The organism is Thioclava sp. F36-6, from assembly GCF_002020305.1.
In the GTDB taxonomy this organism is placed as follows: Bacteria; Pseudomonadota; Alphaproteobacteria; order Rhodobacterales; family Rhodobacteraceae; genus Thioclava; species Thioclava sediminum.
The window spans coordinates 1,167,465-1,183,045 of record NZ_MPZX01000001.1; the positions used below are offsets into that span (position 1 = coordinate 1,167,465).

The 15,581-nt window shown below is 63.2% G+C and carries 17 protein-coding genes; 10 read left to right on the forward strand and 7 right to left on the reverse strand.

What is annotated here, in order from left to right; all coding sequences use genetic code 11:
- Positions 1-771 (reverse strand): hydroxyacylglutathione hydrolase, encoded by a 771-nt coding sequence (gene gloB / locus BMI88_RS05355; RefSeq protein WP_078546648.1) that lies wholly within the window; start codon positions 769-771, stop codon positions 1-3.
- 62 nt (positions 772-833) lie between these two features.
- Here gloB and BMI88_RS05360 point away from each other — a divergent pair, with 62 nt between their 5' ends.
- From BMI88_RS05360 to BMI88_RS05390, 7 genes are all read left to right on the forward strand, one after another.
- Complete coding sequence (locus BMI88_RS05360; protein WP_078519404.1) at positions 834-1,592, forward strand: methyltransferase domain-containing protein; 759 nt, start codon at positions 834-836, stop codon at positions 1,590-1,592.
- 401 nt (positions 1,593-1,993) lie between these two features.
- Positions 1,994-2,554, forward strand: coding sequence for a F0F1 ATP synthase subunit delta (locus tag BMI88_RS05365; protein WP_078546650.1), 561 nt, complete (start codon positions 1,994-1,996; stop codon positions 2,552-2,554).
- The gene (gene atpA / locus BMI88_RS05370) at positions 2,555-4,084 is read left to right on the forward strand and encodes a F0F1 ATP synthase subunit alpha (protein WP_078539506.1); all 1,530 of its coding nucleotides are present in this window, start codon (positions 2,555-2,557) and stop codon (positions 4,082-4,084) included. It abuts the gene before it with no gap.
- Positions 4,085-4,105: 21 nt separating this feature from the next.
- Complete coding sequence (locus BMI88_RS05375; RefSeq protein ID WP_078546652.1) at positions 4,106-4,984, forward strand: F0F1 ATP synthase subunit gamma; 879 nt, start codon at positions 4,106-4,108, stop codon at positions 4,982-4,984.
- 21 nt (positions 4,985-5,005) lie between these two features.
- Positions 5,006-6,424, forward strand: coding sequence for a F0F1 ATP synthase subunit beta (gene atpD, locus BMI88_RS05380; RefSeq protein ID WP_078546654.1), 1,419 nt, complete (start codon positions 5,006-5,008; stop codon positions 6,422-6,424).
- A 9-nt stretch (positions 6,425-6,433) separates the two neighbouring features.
- Positions 6,434-6,835 carry a F0F1 ATP synthase subunit epsilon gene (locus BMI88_RS05385; RefSeq protein ID WP_078519400.1) on the forward strand — a complete coding sequence of 134 codons (402 nt, stop codon included), beginning with the start codon at positions 6,434-6,436 and terminating at the stop codon, positions 6,833-6,835.
- A gap of 106 nt (positions 6,836-6,941) precedes the next feature.
- On the forward strand, positions 6,942-7,292 hold the full coding sequence (locus BMI88_RS05390; protein ID WP_078546656.1) for an H-type lectin domain-containing protein: 351 nt from the start codon (positions 6,942-6,944) through the stop codon (positions 7,290-7,292).
- A gap of 96 nt (positions 7,293-7,388) precedes the next feature.
- Here the strand turns inward: BMI88_RS05390 and BMI88_RS05395 are convergent, their stop codons facing one another.
- Positions 7,389-8,891 carry a CoA-acylating methylmalonate-semialdehyde dehydrogenase gene (locus BMI88_RS05395; RefSeq protein ID WP_078546658.1) on the reverse strand — a complete coding sequence of 501 codons (1,503 nt, stop codon included), beginning with the start codon at positions 8,889-8,891 and terminating at the stop codon, positions 7,389-7,391.
- A gap of 115 nt (positions 8,892-9,006) precedes the next feature.
- On the opposite strand from BMI88_RS05395, the gene BMI88_RS05400 reads away from it, so the two are divergent.
- From BMI88_RS05400 to coaD, 3 genes are all read left to right on the forward strand, one after another.
- Entirely contained in the window at positions 9,007-9,906 is a 900-nt protein-coding gene (locus BMI88_RS05400; protein WP_078519397.1) for a LysR family transcriptional regulator, read from the forward strand.
- A 90-nt stretch (positions 9,907-9,996) separates the two neighbouring features.
- A complete protein-coding gene (locus tag BMI88_RS05405; RefSeq protein ID WP_078539502.1) occupies positions 9,997-10,431 on the forward strand; it encodes a CBS domain-containing protein in 435 nt (144 codons plus the stop codon).
- Positions 10,432-10,521: 90 nt separating this feature from the next.
- The gene (coaD, locus tag BMI88_RS05410; RefSeq protein ID WP_078519395.1) at positions 10,522-11,019 is read left to right on the forward strand and encodes a pantetheine-phosphate adenylyltransferase; all 498 of its coding nucleotides are present in this window, start codon (positions 10,522-10,524) and stop codon (positions 11,017-11,019) included.
- Here coaD and BMI88_RS05415 read toward each other — a convergent pair whose 3' ends face one another.
- From BMI88_RS05415 to BMI88_RS05435, 5 genes are all read right to left on the reverse strand, one after another.
- A complete protein-coding gene (locus tag BMI88_RS05415; RefSeq protein ID WP_168173946.1) occupies positions 11,020-11,820 on the reverse strand; it encodes a YfdX family protein in 801 nt (266 codons plus the stop codon).
- Between the two features lie 243 nt (positions 11,821-12,063).
- Complete coding sequence (gap, locus tag BMI88_RS05420; RefSeq protein WP_078546662.1) at positions 12,064-13,065, reverse strand: type I glyceraldehyde-3-phosphate dehydrogenase; 1,002 nt, start codon at positions 13,063-13,065, stop codon at positions 12,064-12,066.
- 107 nt (positions 13,066-13,172) lie between these two features.
- Positions 13,173-13,316, reverse strand: coding sequence for a glyceraldehyde-3-phosphate dehydrogenase (locus tag BMI88_RS05425; protein ID WP_078546665.1), 144 nt, complete (start codon positions 13,314-13,316; stop codon positions 13,173-13,175).
- A 31-nt stretch (positions 13,317-13,347) separates the two neighbouring features.
- Positions 13,348-14,349, reverse strand: coding sequence for a type I glyceraldehyde-3-phosphate dehydrogenase (gene gap, locus BMI88_RS05430; protein WP_078547294.1), 1,002 nt, complete (start codon positions 14,347-14,349; stop codon positions 13,348-13,350).
- A gap of 178 nt (positions 14,350-14,527) precedes the next feature.
- Complete coding sequence (locus BMI88_RS05435; RefSeq protein WP_146673511.1) at positions 14,528-15,580, reverse strand: FliG C-terminal domain-containing protein; 1,053 nt, start codon at positions 15,578-15,580, stop codon at positions 14,528-14,530.
- Position 15,581: the final 1 nt, after the last annotated feature.

A 15,581-nucleotide genomic window follows, 5' to 3' on the forward strand; every position in this document is an offset into this window, starting at 1 on the left:
CTAGAACCGGTCCTTGCGGGCGCGCGCTTCGGTGAAAACCTCGACCGGCGTCGCGCTTTCGGGCAGGCCGAGCGCCGCGCGCAGTTTCGGATCGTCGCCGCGCAGGAACGGGTTGGTCGCTTTCTCCAGACCCAGTTCGACAGGAACGGTGGGGCGGGCCTGAGCGCGAATGGCGCGGACATTCTCCATCCGGTCGATGAGGTTCGGGTTCTCCGGTTCGATCGAGAGCGCGAAGCGACCATTTGTCTCAGTATATTCATGCCCCGAACAGACCAGCGTCTCGTCGGGCAGCTCGCTAAACCGCGTCAACGTATCGTACATCTGCTGCGCCGAGCCCTCGAAGAGACGTCCGCAGCCCCAGCTCATCAGGCTGTCGCCGGAAAACAGCAGGCCGCCCTCGGGGAAGTAATAGGCGATATGGCCGACCGTATGCCCATCGGCGGGTAGAACCTCGACATGCTCCATCCCGATCGCGAGCTTTTCACCGGGCGAAACCTCCTGATCGAGCTTGGGAAGGCGATGCGCATCCGCCTTGGCCCCGACGATTTTGGCCCCCGTTGCCGCCGACAGCGCCTGAACGCCATCGATGTGATCGGCGTGATGATGCGTCAGCAGGATCAGATTCGCTTTCCAGCCCCGTTCGTTCAGCGCCTTCAGAACGGGCGGCGCTTCGGGAACGTCGATCACGGTGGTTGTGTCCGTCGCCGCCTCGTGCACGACATAGGCATAGTTGTCGGCGAGACAGGGAATGATGAGAAGCTCAACGGCCATGGTGTTTTCTACCGCTTTGATTATCTTGGCACATAGCTAAGCCGAAGGAAGCGAAAGGCGCAATGCATCTCGACGTACTCGACCTGCGGAATTTCTACTACCGGACCCAGCTAGGCCGTGCGGCGCAGCGGGCAATCCGGGATCGCGTTGTTTCGATGTGGCCCGCGACGGGGCCGCAGATGGCGGGGCAGACGGTGGCGGGCTACGGCTTCGCGGTGCCGCTGTTGCGCCCGTACCTCGAGCCTGCGCGCCGGGTGATCGGGTTGATGCCGGCCGAGCAGGGCGTAATGCCTTGGCCTGCGGGGATGCCCAATGTCTCGGTCCTGTGCGATGAGGCGCGCTGGCCGCTGGAGACGGGCCGGGTGGATCGGCTGATCGTGATGCACGGGCTCGAGACCTCCGACAATTCCGAAGCCCTGATGCAGGAATGCTGGCGGGTGCTGGGGCCGGGGGGCAGGGCGCTGTTCATCGTGCCCAACCGCGCCGGGCTCTGGGCGCCGCGCGAAACCACACCCTTCGGGTTCGGCAAGCCCTACACGCTGGGGCAGCTCGATCAGCTCGCACGCCGGTCCGGCTTCGTGCCCGAGCGCCATACCGGTGCGCTCTACATCCCGCCGAGCCATCGCCGCTTCTGGCTGCGCTCGGCCGCGATGTGGGAACGGCTGGGCACCAAGGCGGCGGGCGTGCTGGCGGCGGGCGTCGTGATGCTCGAAGTCTCCAAGCAGGTCCATGCGCGCCATGATTCCGGCCTCGGTGCGCGGGTCCGCAAACCGCTGTCGATTCTCGAAGGGGCGGTGAAACCGGCGACGGACCCGGCCTGACACGGAGTTAATGCCTCCCGCGGGAAAAACAGTCGAGACGCAACAATCACGTTCGCGTACCGCCCGTCGCGCAACTCTCATGTGTTCCGTCGCGGGAGGCGGATAATTATCGAACTGCCAACGCGTATTGAGGTGAATCACCCCCGCGCGGCGTTCCGTGACCAACCGGTCCAAATTCCTGTTAGCGCCCACAAAATCCTCCCCTCCCTGTCACCTTCCCGCGACGAAGGGCAGATTGGAGGCCTTCTGCTCACATTCTCGTGCTCAAGATGGTTGCGAGGGGGGGATTGCTCTGCTAGTGACCTCCCCGATAAGCGGCGCGGAGGGCATGTCTCAAGCGCGCCGGGGGAGCGCCCCAAGGCCTGTTCCGGGTCGGGGCAAAACGCATCGGAAGGGTGGACGTGTCCGAACCAGCTTCGATTTCCGCAAGCATCGCCGGCCGCTATGCGCTGGCCATTTTTGAACTCTCGCGCGAAGCAAATGCCCTCGCCGCGCTCGAAGCCGATGTCTCCGCGCTGTCGGAGGCGCTGGCTGGCTCTGACGAGCTGCGTGAGGTGATTGCATCGCCGGTCTACACGCGCGACCAGCAGGCAGCTGCAATCGGCGCTCTGGCAGCCAAGATGGGTCTGTCGGACCCGATGAAGAACGGCCTGCAGCTGATGGGCGCCAAGCGTCGTCTCTTCGTGCTGCCGCAGCTGCTCAAGGCGCTGTCGGATCTGATCGCGGACGAGAAGGGCGAAGTGACCGCAGATGTCACCTCGGCCAGCAAGCTCAGCGCCGCACAGGCCAAGAAGCTCGCCGAAGTGCTGAAAAACCAGACGGGCAAGACCGTCAAACTGAACACCGCCGTCGATGAAAGCCTCATCGGTGGCATGATCGTAAAGCTGGGCTCGCGCATGGTCGACACGTCGATCCGTTCGAAGCTCGCTTCTCTCAAGAACGCCATGAAAGAGGTCGGATAAATGGGCATCCAAGCAGCTGAGATTTCTGCGATCCTCAAGGAGCAGATCAAGAATTTCGGGCAGGACGCCCAAGTGGCCGAAGTCGGTCGCGTGCTGTCGGTTGGCGACGGTATCGCGCGCGTCTACGGGCTCGACAACGTCCAGGCCGGTGAGATGGTTGAATTCCCCGGTGGTATCCGCGGGATGGCACTGAACCTCGAGACCGACAACGTCGGTGTCGTGATCTTCGGTTCGGACCAAGACATTAAAGAAGGCGACACCGTCAAGCGCACGAACTCCATCGTGGACGTGCCGGTCGGTGAAGCGCTGCTCGGCCGCGTGGTCGACGGTCTCGGCAACGCGCTCGACGGCAAAGGCGCCATCGAAGCGAAAGAGCGTCGCGTCGCCGACGTGAAAGCTCCGGGCATCATCCCGCGTAAATCGGTTCACGAGCCGATGGCGACTGGCCTCAAGTCGGTTGACGCGATGATCCCGATCGGCCGTGGCCAGCGCGAGCTGATCATTGGCGACCGTCAGACCGGTAAGACCGCAATCGCGCTCGACACCATTCTGAACCAGAAGTCGTATAACGACGCTGATCCGTCCAACAAGCTGCACTGCTTCTACGTCGCGATCGGCCAGAAGCGCTCGACCGTGGCGCAGCTGGTGAAGAAGCTCGAAGAGACCGGTGCGATCGAATACACCACCGTGATCGCCGCGACCGCGTCGGACCCCGCGCCGATGCAGTACCTCGCGCCCTACACCGCGACCGCGATGGCGGAATACTTCCGCGACAACGGCATGCACGCGCTGATCATCTATGATGACCTCTCGAAGCAGGCTGTCGCTTATCGTCAGATGTCGCTGCTTCTGCGTCGCCCGCCGGGCCGCGAAGCCTACCCGGGCGACGTGTTCTACCTGCACTCCCGCCTGCTGGAGCGTTCGGCGAAGCTGAACGAAGACTTCGGCGCAGGTTCGCTGACCGCTCTGCCGGTCATCGAAACCCAGGGCGGCGACGTGTCGGCCTTCATCCCGACCAACGTGATCTCGATCACCGACGGTCAGATCTTCCTCGAGACGGAACTGTTCTACCAAGGTATCCGTCCCGCCGTGAACACCGGTCTGTCGGTGTCGCGCGTTGGTTCGTCGGCTCAGACGAACTCGATGAAGACCGTGGCAGGCCCGGTTAAGCTGGAACTGGCACAGTATCGCGAAATGGCGGCCTTCGCTCAGTTCGGCTCGGATCTCGACGCCGCAACTCAGAAGCTGCTGAACCGTGGTGCGCGCCTGACCGAGCTGATGAAGCAGCCGCAGTATTCGCCGCTCACCAACGCGGAAATCGTGGCCGTCATCTTCGCCGGCACCAACGGCTTCCTCGATAGCATCCCGGTTTCCGAGGTCGGCAAGTTCGAACAGGGTCTGCTGGATTACCTGCGCAACTCGCGCAAGGACATCCTCGACTGGCTCACGAACGAGGATCCGAAGATCAAGGGTGACGCGGCCGACAAGCTGAAAGCCGCTATCGACGAATTCGCCAAGACCTACGCGTGATTGGCCTGAAAGGACAGGGACATGCCCAGCCTTAAGGACCTTAAAAACCGGATCGGAAGCGTCAAGAACACGCGGAAGATCACGAAGGCGATGCAAATGGTCGCCGCCGCAAAGTTGCGCCGCGCTCAAGAAGCGGCCGAAGCTGCGCGCCCCTATGCCGAGCGGATGCACTCCGTGATGGCGGGGCTCGCAAGTTCGGTCCAGGGCCGGGACAACGCGCCGCGCCTGCTTTCGGGCACCGGTTCGGACAAGGTGCAGCTTTTGGTGGTCATGACCGCCGAACGCGGCCTGTGCGGTGGCTTCAACGCCAATATTGCGAAGCTCGCGCGCCAGACGGCTGACAAGCTGCTGGCCGAGGGCAAAGAGGTGAAGATCCTCACCGTCGGCAAGAAAGGCCGCGATGCGCTGCGCCGTGAATACGGTCAGTACTTCATCGGCCACGTCGATCTGAGCGACGTCAAACGCCTGAGCTATGACGACGCGCAGAAGATCGCCCGCGACCTGATCGGTCGCTTCGACAATGGCGAGTTCGACGTCGCGACGATCTTCTTCTCGATCTTCGAGAGCGTGATCGCGCAGCGCCCGACCGCGAAGCAGATCATCCCCGCTTCCTATGAACCGGAAGAGGGCGAAGAAACGCCGAGCGTCAATTACGACTACGAACCCAGCGAGACGCAAATCCTCGAGGATCTGCTGCCGCGCGGGGTCGCCACGCAGATCTTCACGGCTCTGCTGGAAAACGGTGCCTCGGAACAAGGTGCGCGGATGTCTGCGATGGACTCTGCGACGCGCAATGCGGGCGATATGATCGACAAGCTGACGATCGAATACAACCGCACGCGCCAGGCCGCGATCACCAAGGAACTCATCGAAATCATTTCGGGCGCCGAGGCGCTCTGACGGAACCGGAGAAAGACAGACATGGCAAGCAATGGTAAAGTGACCCAGGTCATCGGCGCCGTCGTCGACGTGCAGTTCGACGGCGAGCTGCCTGCGATCCTCAACGCGCTGGAAACCGAGAACAACGGCAAGCGCCTCGTTCTCGAAGTGGCTCAGCACCTCGGCGAAAACTCGGTGCGTACCATCGCAATGGACGCGACCGAAGGTCTCGTGCGCGGCGCCGGCGTGAAAGACACCGGCAAGCCGATCTCGGTGCCGGTCGGCAACGCCACCCTCGGCCGCATCCTGAACGTTATCGGCGAGCCCGTGGACGAGAAGGGCCCCGTGGAAGCGGAAGAAACCCGCGCCATCCACCAGCCCGCGCCGAACTTCGAGAGCCAGGCGACCGCCTCGGAAATCCTCGTGACCGGCATCAAGGTCATCGACCTGCTCGCACCCTACTCCAAGGGTGGTAAGATCGGCCTGTTCGGCGGCGCTGGCGTCGGCAAGACCGTTCTGATCATGGAGCTGATCAACAACATCGCGAAGGTGCACTCGGGCTACTCCGTGTTCGCCGGTGTGGGCGAGCGGACCCGTGAAGGGAACGACCTCTACCACGAGATGATCGAATCCAACGTCATCAAGCCCGACGATCTGTCGAGCTCGCAGGTGGCTCTGGTCTACGGCCAGATGAACGAGCCTCCGGGTGCGCGTGCGCGTGTCGCTTTGACCGGCCTGACCCTGGCAGAGCAGTTCCGCGACCAGTCGGGTACCGACGTTCTGTTCTTCGTCGACAACATCTTCCGCTTCACGCAGGCGGGTTCCGAGGTGTCCGCACTTCTGGGCCGTATCCCCTCGGCAGTGGGCTACCAGCCGACGCTGGCCACCGACATGGGCGCGATGCAGGAGCGCATCACCTCGACGAAAGCCGGCTCGATCACCTCGATCCAGGCCGTCTACGTGCCCGCGGATGACCTTACTGACCCGGCTCCGGCCACCACCTTCGCCCACCTTGACGCCACGACCGTTCTGTCGCGTGCGATCTCGGAACTCGGCATCTACCCGGCTGTGGACCCGCTGGACTCGTCCTCGCGTATCCTCGATCCGGGCATCGTCGGCGAAGAGCACTACAAGGTCGCCCGTCAGGTGCAGGAGATCCTCCAGCGCTACAAGGCTCTGCAGGACATCATCGCCATCCTCGGTATGGACGAACTGTCCGAAGAGGATAAGCTGACCGTGGCTCGTGCCCGTAAGATCCAGCGTTTCCTCTCGCAGCCCTTCGACGTTGCGAAAGTGTTCACCGGTTCGGACGGCGTTCAGGTTCCGCTCGAAGACACCATCGAGTCGTTCAAGGCGGTTGTTGCAGGCGAATACGATCACCTGCCCGAAGCAGCCTTCTACATGGTTGGCGGCATCGAGGACGTGAAAGCGAAAGCCGAGAAACTCGCCGCTGCGGCGTAAGGAGGCATTATGGCCGACACGATGCAATTCGATCTCGTTGCGCCCGAGCGCAAGCTGGCCTCGGAAGAGGCGGCGGTCGAGGTCATGGTGCCTGGTGCGGATGGTGACCTCACGGTCATGCCCGGCCACGCGCCGATGCTGACCACGCTGCGTCCCGGCAAGCTGACGATGGTGACGCGGTCGGAAACCCAGAGCTACGCGGTGACGGGTGGCTTCGCCGAGATCACCCCCGAGGGGATCACGGTTCTGGCCGAACGTTCGCTGCCCGCGGAAGAGTTCACCAAGGAAGTCCACGATCGCCTGATCGAGGAAGCCCGCCGCGTCCATGACGAGGCGCATCCTTCGGTGGCCGACATGACCGCGAAGCTTCTGGCTGACATGGAGGCCCTCGGCTCGCATATGCTGAGCTGAGACCTCTTGCGAAAAGATTTAGGAAGCCCCGGATTTTCCGGGGCTTTTTATTGTCCGCAGTTGCGGTAAGCTCTGCCTCAGGTTGAAAGAAAGAGGCCCTCTCGCGATGATCACGATCGAAAGCCACCGTCTGGGGATGCAACGCGGCTCACTCGTGCTGTTCTCCGACTATCAGGATGGCGGCGCGATGTGGACGGGCGAGGGCCCGCGCGAGTTGCGCAAGAAGGTTGCCTTCCCCGAGCCGTTCCGCGCGACCCCGATGGTGCAGGTCTCGCTGTCGATGTGGGACGTGGACGGCAAGCACAATTCGCGGATGGATATCTCCAGCGACGGCGTCACGCCCGAGGGCTTCGTGATCGTCTTCCGCACCTGGGGCGACAGCCGTGTGGCGCGGGTGCGTGCGGATTGGCTGGCACTGGGCGGCGTCTCGCATGAGGATGACTGGGACATCGACTGAAGCGCGCCGACCTTCCCATGAAAAACGCCCCGTCCATCGGCGGGGCGTTTTCTTATGCGTGGGGGAGGGCGGTTCGCGAACCGCCCCGCCTGACGATCAGTCGAGCGCCTTGAAGTTCAGCGCCGCGCCTTCGTCCTTGATGCCCGAGAACCAGCGCGCCGTGACGGTCTTGGTCTTGGTGTAGAAGCGGAAGGCGTCCGGGCCGTACTGGTTGAGGTCGCCGAAGGCCGACTTCTTCCAGCCGCCAAAGGTGTAGTAGCTCAGCGGAACCGGGATCGGGAAGTTGATGCCGACCATGCCGACATTGACGTTCGCCGCGAAGTCGCGTGCCACATCGCCATCGGCGGTGTAGATCGCGGTACCGTTGCCGTAGGGGCTGTCGATGACCAGATCGAGCGCCTCGTCATAGGACTTCGTGCGCACCATCGACAGGACCGGGCCAAAGATTTCCTCTTTGTAGATGTCCATGTCGGGGGTGACGTTGTCGAAGAGCGACGGGCCGACAAAGAAGCCTTCCTCATAGCCCTGCAGCGAGAAGTCGCGGCCGTCGACCACGAGGTTCGCGCCCTGATCGACACCCGAATTGATGAGCGACTTGATCCGCTCCTGCGCCTGCTTGGTGATGACGGGGCCGTAATCCACGTCGTCGCCGCCGGTATAGGGGCCGACTTTCAGCTTCTCGATCTTCGGCACGAGACGCTCGACCAGCGCATCCGCGGTGCCGTCGCCCACCGGAACCGCAACCGAGATCGCCATGCAGCGTTCGCCAGCGGCGCCGTAGCCCGCGCCGATCAGCGCGTCGGCGGCCTTGTCCATGTCCGCGTCGGGCATGATGATCATGTGGTTCTTCGCACCACCGAAGCATTGCGCGCGCTTGCCGTTGGTGGCCGCACGACCGTAGATGTATTGCGCGATCGGCGTCGAACCCACGAAGCCCACGCCCTGGATCGTTTCGTGATCGAGGATCGTGTCCACGGCTTCCTTGTCGCCGTTGACGACCTGCAGCACGCCGTCGGGAAGACCGGCTTCCTGCGCCAGTTCCGCAAGCATGATCGCGGTGGTCGGCACGCGCTCGGACGGCTTGAGGATCATCGCGTTACCGGCCGAGAGTGCCGGGCCCATTTTCCACAGCGGGATCATGGCAGGGAAGTTGAACGGCGTGATGCCGGCCACGACGCCCAGCGGCTGGCGCATCGAGTAGAGATCGATACCGGGGCCTGCGTCGCCCGTGTATTCGCCCTTGAGCATCGCCGGCGCGCCCATGCAGACCTCGATCACTTCGAGGCCACGCTGCACGTCGCCCTTCGCGTCGGGGATGGTCTTGCCGTGCTCTTTCGACAGAGCCTCGGCGAGCTTGTCCATGTCGCGCTCGATCAGCTGACCGAATTTCATCATCACGCGGGCGCGGCGCTGCGGGTTGACCTTCTGCCATTCCAGCTGCGCTTTCGCGGCGTCCGCGATTGCGGCATCCAGCTCGGCCGGGGTGGCCAGCGCGACCTTGGCGATCTGCTCGCCAGTGGCGGGGTTGAAGACTTCGCCGAAGCGGCCCGAAGTGCCCGCAACGCGCTTGCCGTTGATCCAGTGACCGATTTCTTCCATGAGACGCTCCTCCTACAGATAATCTTAGCTTGGGCGCACTCTAGCCTTGCGAAATTGAGCATAAAAGAGGAAGTAGTTCAAAAGCGTTTTGCATTTTTGCAAAGAGGGGCGCGATATGGACTGGGACGACCTGCGGATTTTCCTTGCCGTCGCACGGGCCGAGAGCCTGTCGGGCGCCGGGCGGCGGTTGAAGCTGGACGCGGCCACCGTGGGGCGGCGCATCGCGCGGCTCGAAGAGGGGGTGGGGGCGAAGCTTTTCGTGAAATCGCCGCAGGGCTATGCGCTCTCCGAGTCGGGCGACCGGCTCCTGCCGCATGCCGAAGCGGCGGAGCAGGTCTTCGCGGGCGCCGATGAGGAGCTCTCCGGCATCGCGGGCCAGTTGACGGGGCAGTTGCGGATCGGCGCGCCCGATGGCTGCGCGAATTACCTTCTGCCCCAGGTCTGCGCGAAGATCGCCGAGGACAATCCCGGGCTGGAGATCCAGGTCGTCGCCCTGCCGCGGGTCTTCAACCTCTCGAAACGCGAGGCGGATATGGCGATCGCGGTGTCGCGCCCGACCGCGGGGCGCCTGACCGTGCAGAAGCTGAGCGACTATCACCTCAGCCTCGCCGCGCATCGCGACTATCTCGCGAAGGCGCCGCCGATCACCTGCAAGGAGGATCTGCGCCATCACCGGATGATCGGTTACATCCCCGACATGATTTTCGACAAGGAGCTGGATTACTTCGCCGAGACCGAGGCCGAGGTGATGGGGCTGGCGTCGAATTCAGCGGCCGTGCAAACCCGGATGATCGAGGCGGGCGCGGGCGTTGGCATCGTCCATGACTTTGCGATCCCCTTTGCGCCGGGCGTTCAACGGGTGCTGGGCGACGAGATCCGGCTGAACCGCGCCTTTTGGTTGATCCGCCACGCCGATGACCGCCGATCCGAGCGCCTGACCCGCTTCGCCGAAGCGCTGGGGCAGGGGCTTCGCGACGAGGTTGCGCGGCTCGAACACGCTGCGGTTGAAATATAACTGGCGGCCCCGTGAACCGCAAAGCCGTTGACAAATCTATGAAAGCAGTGGGACGCTTGGGTTTAGACGACGTTTTTCAGGGAGACGCCGATGCAGGTTATGCAGATTCTCAAGAACAAGGGCGAGATGGAAGTTTTCACCGTCGCCCCCGACATGAAGCTGAGCGAGGTGATTGCCACGCTTTCTTCGAAACGCATCGGTGCGGTGATCGTCTCGCAAGACGGGGAAACCGTCGACGGGATCGTCTCGGAACGCGATGTTGTGCGTGAAATCGCGCGGCGCGGTGCGGATTGTCTGGTGATGACCGCCAGTGATGTCATGACCCGCGACGTCAAGCATTGCGCCCCGATGGACAGCACCGAAGAGGTGATGAGCCTGATGACCGAGGGCCGCTTCCGCCACATGCCCGTGCGCGAGAACGGCAAGATGGTCGGCGTGATCTCGATCGGGGACGTGGTCAAGGCGCGTCTGAACGAGCTCCATATGGAGAAAGAGTCGCTTCAGGGCATGATCATGGGCAACTGATGCCGCATTGCGGCACCTTCTCGCTTGCATTTAGCCACGCAATATAGTTGCGTGCGCTGAGCTTTTTGGCGGGCGACGAGGGAGAATGCCATGCGGATCGGTCTTTACCCCGGAACTTTCGATCCGGTCACGCTGGGCCACCTCGATATTATCGAGCGCGCGATGGCTCTGGTGGATCGGCTCGTGATCGGGGTCGCGATCAACCGGGACAAGGGGCCGCTTTTCTCGCTCGAGGAACGCGTCGCCATGCTTCAGGACGAATGCGCGAAGATCACCGACCGCCGCGGCGGCGAGATCGTGGTCCACCCCTTCGAAAACCTGCTGATCGACTGCGCCAAGGATGTCGGCGCGAGCGTGATCGTGCGCGGCCTGCGCGCGGTGGCCGATTTCGAATATGAATTCCAGATGGTCGGGATGAACCGCGCGCTCGACGCATCGGTCGAGACGGTGTTCCTGATGGCCGATGCACGGCGTCAGGCGATCGCCTCGAAGCTGGTGAAGGAGATCGCGCGGCTCGACGGGGATGTCTCGAAATTCGTCACCCCCGCCGTGCGCGATGCCTTGGTCAAGGCTTACGCCAACCGCTGATCAGCCGTTCGAGGCGGCGTTGCCCGACGTGCCGCTCTGCTGCGATTTCTGCTGCATCTGAGTGCTGCCGCTCGCATTTGCCGAGGATTTCGTGGCGTTGCCCGCCTGCTGCGGCAGGTTATCGAGACCCCATTGGTCGATCACAACGGAGTCCTCGACGCCTTTCAACGCAAGGTTCGCCTCGTAGTAATTGCCCGATTTGATGAGCTTGGAGGCGTCCTGCAGATGGGCGAGCGACGCTTTCGCGGGCACCATCGCCGCCGAAATCGACACGTCGATATCGTTGTCCTTCAGCGTTTTGGCCGCGGCTTTCGCGTTGCCCTGCGCCATCTGCTGATTGGCCTTGCCGACCGCTTTCTGGTTATCCGGCGTGACCGTGAAGCTTTCGCCAAGCGCGATGGAGCTGTCGAAGGGCAGGTAGGTCACGCCTTTCTTGCCCGCTTTCGAGGGCACGCCCCATTTGCTCTCGGCCTTCTCGGCGGACTGCATTTTCGCAGTGGCGTCCTTGGTCATCTTGGTCGCCATGTCGGTATTGCCATCGAAGATCGCCAGACGCGCCGCGCGCACTTCGCGCATCGCCGTGTAGGCGTCATTTACCGTAGTCAGCAAGTCCTTGTCGGTCGAACTTGCCGTGGTCTGCGAGACCGCGTCATTGCCTTGGCTCTGCGCGCTCTGCATCGCGGTGCCGCTCGAATTGCTGCTGGCGTTGGTCGTGGCGGCATTGGCCATCTCAAAGCTCGCGGGGCCCGCGATCAGCGCGGAGGAGAGGGCGAGGGCGAGGAATTTCTTGCTGCGTTCCATGGGATATTCCCTTTCGTGACGGGGTTCAGCTAAGGCGGAGGCGCCGGGCGGCGCGCTCCATGGCCCCAAAACGTCCCGGATTTCAAAGGGTTCTATCACCATGCATCAAGGCTCGCGGCGCGGGTGAGAGGGTGCGTGCATGCTCTGCGAGCCGTGTGTGAAGGGTGAACGAAAAAGGGCGGCCCAAGATGGACCGCCCCTTCGACTTTTTCGCGATGTCCCGAGGCAGAGCCCCGATCACGCTCAGATCAGCTTGCCCATCGCGACGGCGGTGTCCGCCATGCGGTTCGAGAAGCCCCATTCGTTGTCGTACCAGCTCAGGATACGGACCATGCGGCCTTCCATGACCTTGGTCTGGTCCATGTGGAAGATCGACGAATGCGGGTCGTGGTTGAAGTCGCTCGAGACGTTGGGCTTGTCGGTATAGCCGAGGATGCCTTTCATCGGGCCGTCAGCGGCGGCTTTGATCGCGGCATTGATCTCTTCGACGCTGGTGTCCTTGCCGGCCTCGAAGACCAGATCGACGACCGAGACATTCGGTGTCGGCACGCGGATCGCAACGCCGTCGAGCTTGCCATTGAGTTCCGGCAGCACCAGACCCACGGCTTTCGCAGCGCCGGTCGAGGTCGGGATCATCGACAGCGCGGCCGCACGGGCGCGGTAGAGATCCTTGTGCATCGTGTCCAGCGTCGGCTGATCGCCGGTATAGCTGTGGATCGTGGTCATGAAGCCCTTCTCGATCCCGATCGCGTCGTTCAGCGCCTTGGCGACGGGCGAGAGGCAGTTAGTAGTGCAGGACGCGTTCGAGACGACCAGATCGTCCTTGGTCAGCGCGCCATCGTTCACACCGAAGACGATCGTCTTGTCGGCGCCGCTGGCGGGGGCCGAGACCAGAACGCGCTTCGAGCCGTTCTCGAGGTGGAAGGCCGCCTTGTCGCGCGCGGTGAAGATGCCGGTGCATTCCAGCGCGACATCGACATCGCCCCAGGGCAGTTCTTTCGGGTCACGGATTGCGGTGACCTTGATCTTGCCGCGGCCGGCATCGATCCAGTCTTCGCCGGTCGTGACCTCATGGGGGAATTTGCCGTGCACGGAGTCGAATTGCAGCAGATGCGCGTTCGTCTCGACCGGGCCGAGATCGTTGATGGCGATCACTTCGATGTCGGTGCGCCCCGACTCGATGATCCCGCGCAGCACGTTGCGGCCGATGCGACCGAACCCGTTGATGGCAACTTTAACCGTCATATCCGTCTCCTCTGGCTGGCTGCCCGGCAGGGAGTTGCACGGGCAGGTCTTCCGTTAACGCTAACAAGCGCGTTCAGCGCCAAAGGTCAACGGGGTGCAGCCCGATGCTAGCGCCAGAAAGCGACATATTGAACGAGATCGGCAGTTTTTTTCGCCAGAAACAGCAGGATGCGGCCGTCATCGGCAAACACATCCGCCAAAATGAGCAAAATGAGGAGGGCCCCAAGCCAGAGCGCGATCCGATTGGTCATCTATCCCCTTCGCGCGCCCTTGTTTGGCGCGTCAGTGCACGAGTCGCCCCATCGCCCCGGCCACATCGGCCATGCGGCAGGAGAACCCCCATTCGTTATCGTACCAGGCCAGAACGCGGACAAGCTTGCCCACGACCTTGGTCTGGTCCGGCGCGAAGATAGAGGATTGCTGCGTATGGTTGAAGTCGATCGAGACCTTCGGCTCGGGGTCGTAGCCCAGCACCATACCCATGTAGCCGGCGGCGGCCTCGCGGACGATCTCGTTCACCTCGTCGCGGGTGACGGTCTTGCGCGCCTCGAAGGTCAGATCGACCGCGGAAACATTGGGGGTCGGGACGCGCAGCGCGGTGCCGTCGAGGCGGCCTTGCAATTCGGGCAGCACCTCGCCGAGGGCTTTCGCGGCGCCCGTGGAGGTCGGGATCATCGCCATTGCCGCGGCGCGGGCGCGGTAGAGATCCTTGTGGCGACGGTCGAGCGTGGGCTGATCGCCGGTATAGGAATGGATCGTCGTCATCACGCCCGATTCGATGCCGATCGTGTCGTTGAGCACCTTGGCGAGCGGCGCGAGGCAGTTCGTGGTGCAGGACCCGTTCGAGACGACGTGATGCGCGGGCGTCAGCTCGCGATGGTTCACGCCGTAGACCACGGTCTTGTCGACATCGGTCGCAGGGGCGGAGACCAGAACCCGCTTCGCGCCGCGGCCCAGATGGACGGCGGCCTTGTCGCGGGCGTTGAACTTGCCGGTGCATTCAAGGACGACATCGACGCCGTCCCAATCGAGTTCTTCCGGGTCATAGGTCGACATCACGTCGATCGGGCCGCGCCCGAGGTCGAGCGTGTTGCCCGCCACTTTCACCTGCCCGCCGAACCGGCCGTGGACGGAGTCGTATTTCAGGAGATGCGCATTGGTCTCGATCGGGCCGGTGGCGTTGATCTTGACGACCTGCACGTCATTGCGCGCGGCTTCCGCGATGTGCGCGAGCGTGCAGCGCCCGATGCGGCCGAAGCCATTGATCCCGATGGTGACGGTCATGATGATCTCTCCGAAGCGCGTGATTTCGGCGCTGGATACCATTGCATGCAATTCGGGAAAAGGTTTTGAAACAGTATGTTAGCGTAAACACGCGGTGTTTGCGATAACATTGCGGGGCAGGGTGCGGCTTTGGCGCGAAGAGTGGCGCCAAACGGGGCGCGGCGACAGAATCTTTCGCTCAATCGTCGTCCTCCGCGACGAGGAAGATCTCTCCCGCGGCTTCCATCTCGCGGATTGCGGCGACGACCGCGCTCATCGCCTCTTCGGCGTCTTTCTCTTTCACCTTTCCCAGATTCGCCATCTCGTCGCGCAAGCTTTGCGCCATGCGCTGGGACATGTTGGTGAGGATGAACTCCGCCGCGGGCTGCAACGGGCCGGTCGCCCCGGCAAGCGCGGCGGTCAGCTGCGCCTGGTCGACCACGCGCAGCACTTTCGGGATATCGCGTGTATCGATGCGGGCGGGGATATTGGCGAAGGTGAAGATCGCCTTCTTCACCTCGTCAGCGAAGGTCTTGTCCTCTTCCTCCAGCCCCTTGAGCACCGCGTCGCGGGTGGCCGAAGCCGAGTAGTTCAGGATCGCGCCCACCCGTTCCACCGGCCCTGAATCGAAGGCCTTGGGCGGGGCGGCATCCAGCTGCGCCGCGAGTGCCTGACCGATCCGCAGCACGGTTTCGGGCGCGACATTCCCGGTCAGCGAGACCGCATAGGCAATCCGCCGCGCTTTCTCACCCGGCAGCAGCCCAAGCAGTTCGGCAGATTTCGCGACCGACAACTTCGACAGCATCACCGCGCCCACTTCGACGCTTTCGCCTTCCAGCACCGGCAGAAGCACCTCGGCGGTGAGGCCCGCGATCCGCTGCCACGGATCGGCGCGCGAGGAGCCGGAGGCCAGCCTGCGCAACCGGTTCGAGGCCGAGGGCGAGAGCTGCCCGTCGAGCAGCGACAGCGCGCCTTCCAGCCCGCCGGGAAAAGCGATGCCGACAGCTTCCAATTCTTCGCAGAACTCTTCCACCACGCTAGCTATGGTAGCGCGGTCGACCAGACGCAGCTGTGCCACAGCCTCGGTCAGTTCGGTCTGATGATCGTCGCTCAGCTCCGTCAGCGGCAATTTCAGCCCTTCGGAGGCGAGCAGCCGCACGATGATCGCAGCTTTCTGGCGCCGCGTAAGCGGCCTTGGCCGGGCGGATTTGTCGCCAGCCGAGTCGGACCCGGCCATATGACCGAGCGCCATG

Coding starts and splice junctions, on each gene's coding strand:
- BMI88_RS05375 (WP_078546652.1), top strand. CDS start 4,106: ATGCCCAGCCTTAAGGACCTTAAAAACCGGATCGGAAGCGTCAAGAAC.
- BMI88_RS05360 (WP_078519404.1), top strand. CDS start 834: ATGCATCTCGACGTACTCGACCTGCGGAATTTCTACTACCGGACCCAG.
- atpA (WP_078539506.1), top strand. CDS start 2,555: ATGGGCATCCAAGCAGCTGAGATTTCTGCGATCCTCAAGGAGCAGATC.
- BMI88_RS05415 (WP_168173946.1), bottom strand. CDS start 11,820: ATGGAACGCAGCAAGAAATTCCTCGCCCTCGCCCTCTCCTCCGCGCTG.
- BMI88_RS05435 (WP_146673511.1), bottom strand. CDS start 15,580: ATGGCGCTCGGTCATATGGCCGGGTCCGACTCGGCTGGCGACAAATCC.
- gap (WP_078546662.1), bottom strand. CDS start 13,065: ATGACGGTTAAAGTTGCCATCAACGGGTTCGGTCGCATCGGCCGCAAC.
- coaD (WP_078519395.1), top strand. CDS start 10,522: ATGCGGATCGGTCTTTACCCCGGAACTTTCGATCCGGTCACGCTGGGC.
- BMI88_RS05395 (WP_078546658.1), bottom strand. CDS start 8,891: ATGGAAGAAATCGGTCACTGGATCAACGGCAAGCGCGTTGCGGGCACT.
- gap (WP_078547294.1), bottom strand. CDS start 14,349: ATGACCGTCACCATCGGGATCAATGGCTTCGGCCGCATCGGGCGCTGC.
- BMI88_RS05390 (WP_078546656.1), top strand. CDS start 6,942: ATGATCACGATCGAAAGCCACCGTCTGGGGATGCAACGCGGCTCACTC.
- atpD (WP_078546654.1), top strand. CDS start 5,006: ATGGCAAGCAATGGTAAAGTGACCCAGGTCATCGGCGCCGTCGTCGAC.
- BMI88_RS05385 (WP_078519400.1), top strand. CDS start 6,434: ATGGCCGACACGATGCAATTCGATCTCGTTGCGCCCGAGCGCAAGCTG.
- BMI88_RS05400 (WP_078519397.1), top strand. CDS start 9,007: ATGGACTGGGACGACCTGCGGATTTTCCTTGCCGTCGCACGGGCCGAG.
- BMI88_RS05405 (WP_078539502.1), top strand. CDS start 9,997: ATGCAGGTTATGCAGATTCTCAAGAACAAGGGCGAGATGGAAGTTTTC.
- gloB (WP_078546648.1), bottom strand. CDS start 771: ATGGCCGTTGAGCTTCTCATCATTCCCTGTCTCGCCGACAACTATGCC.
- BMI88_RS05425 (WP_078546665.1), bottom strand. CDS start 13,316: ATGACCAATCGGATCGCGCTCTGGCTTGGGGCCCTCCTCATTTTGCTC.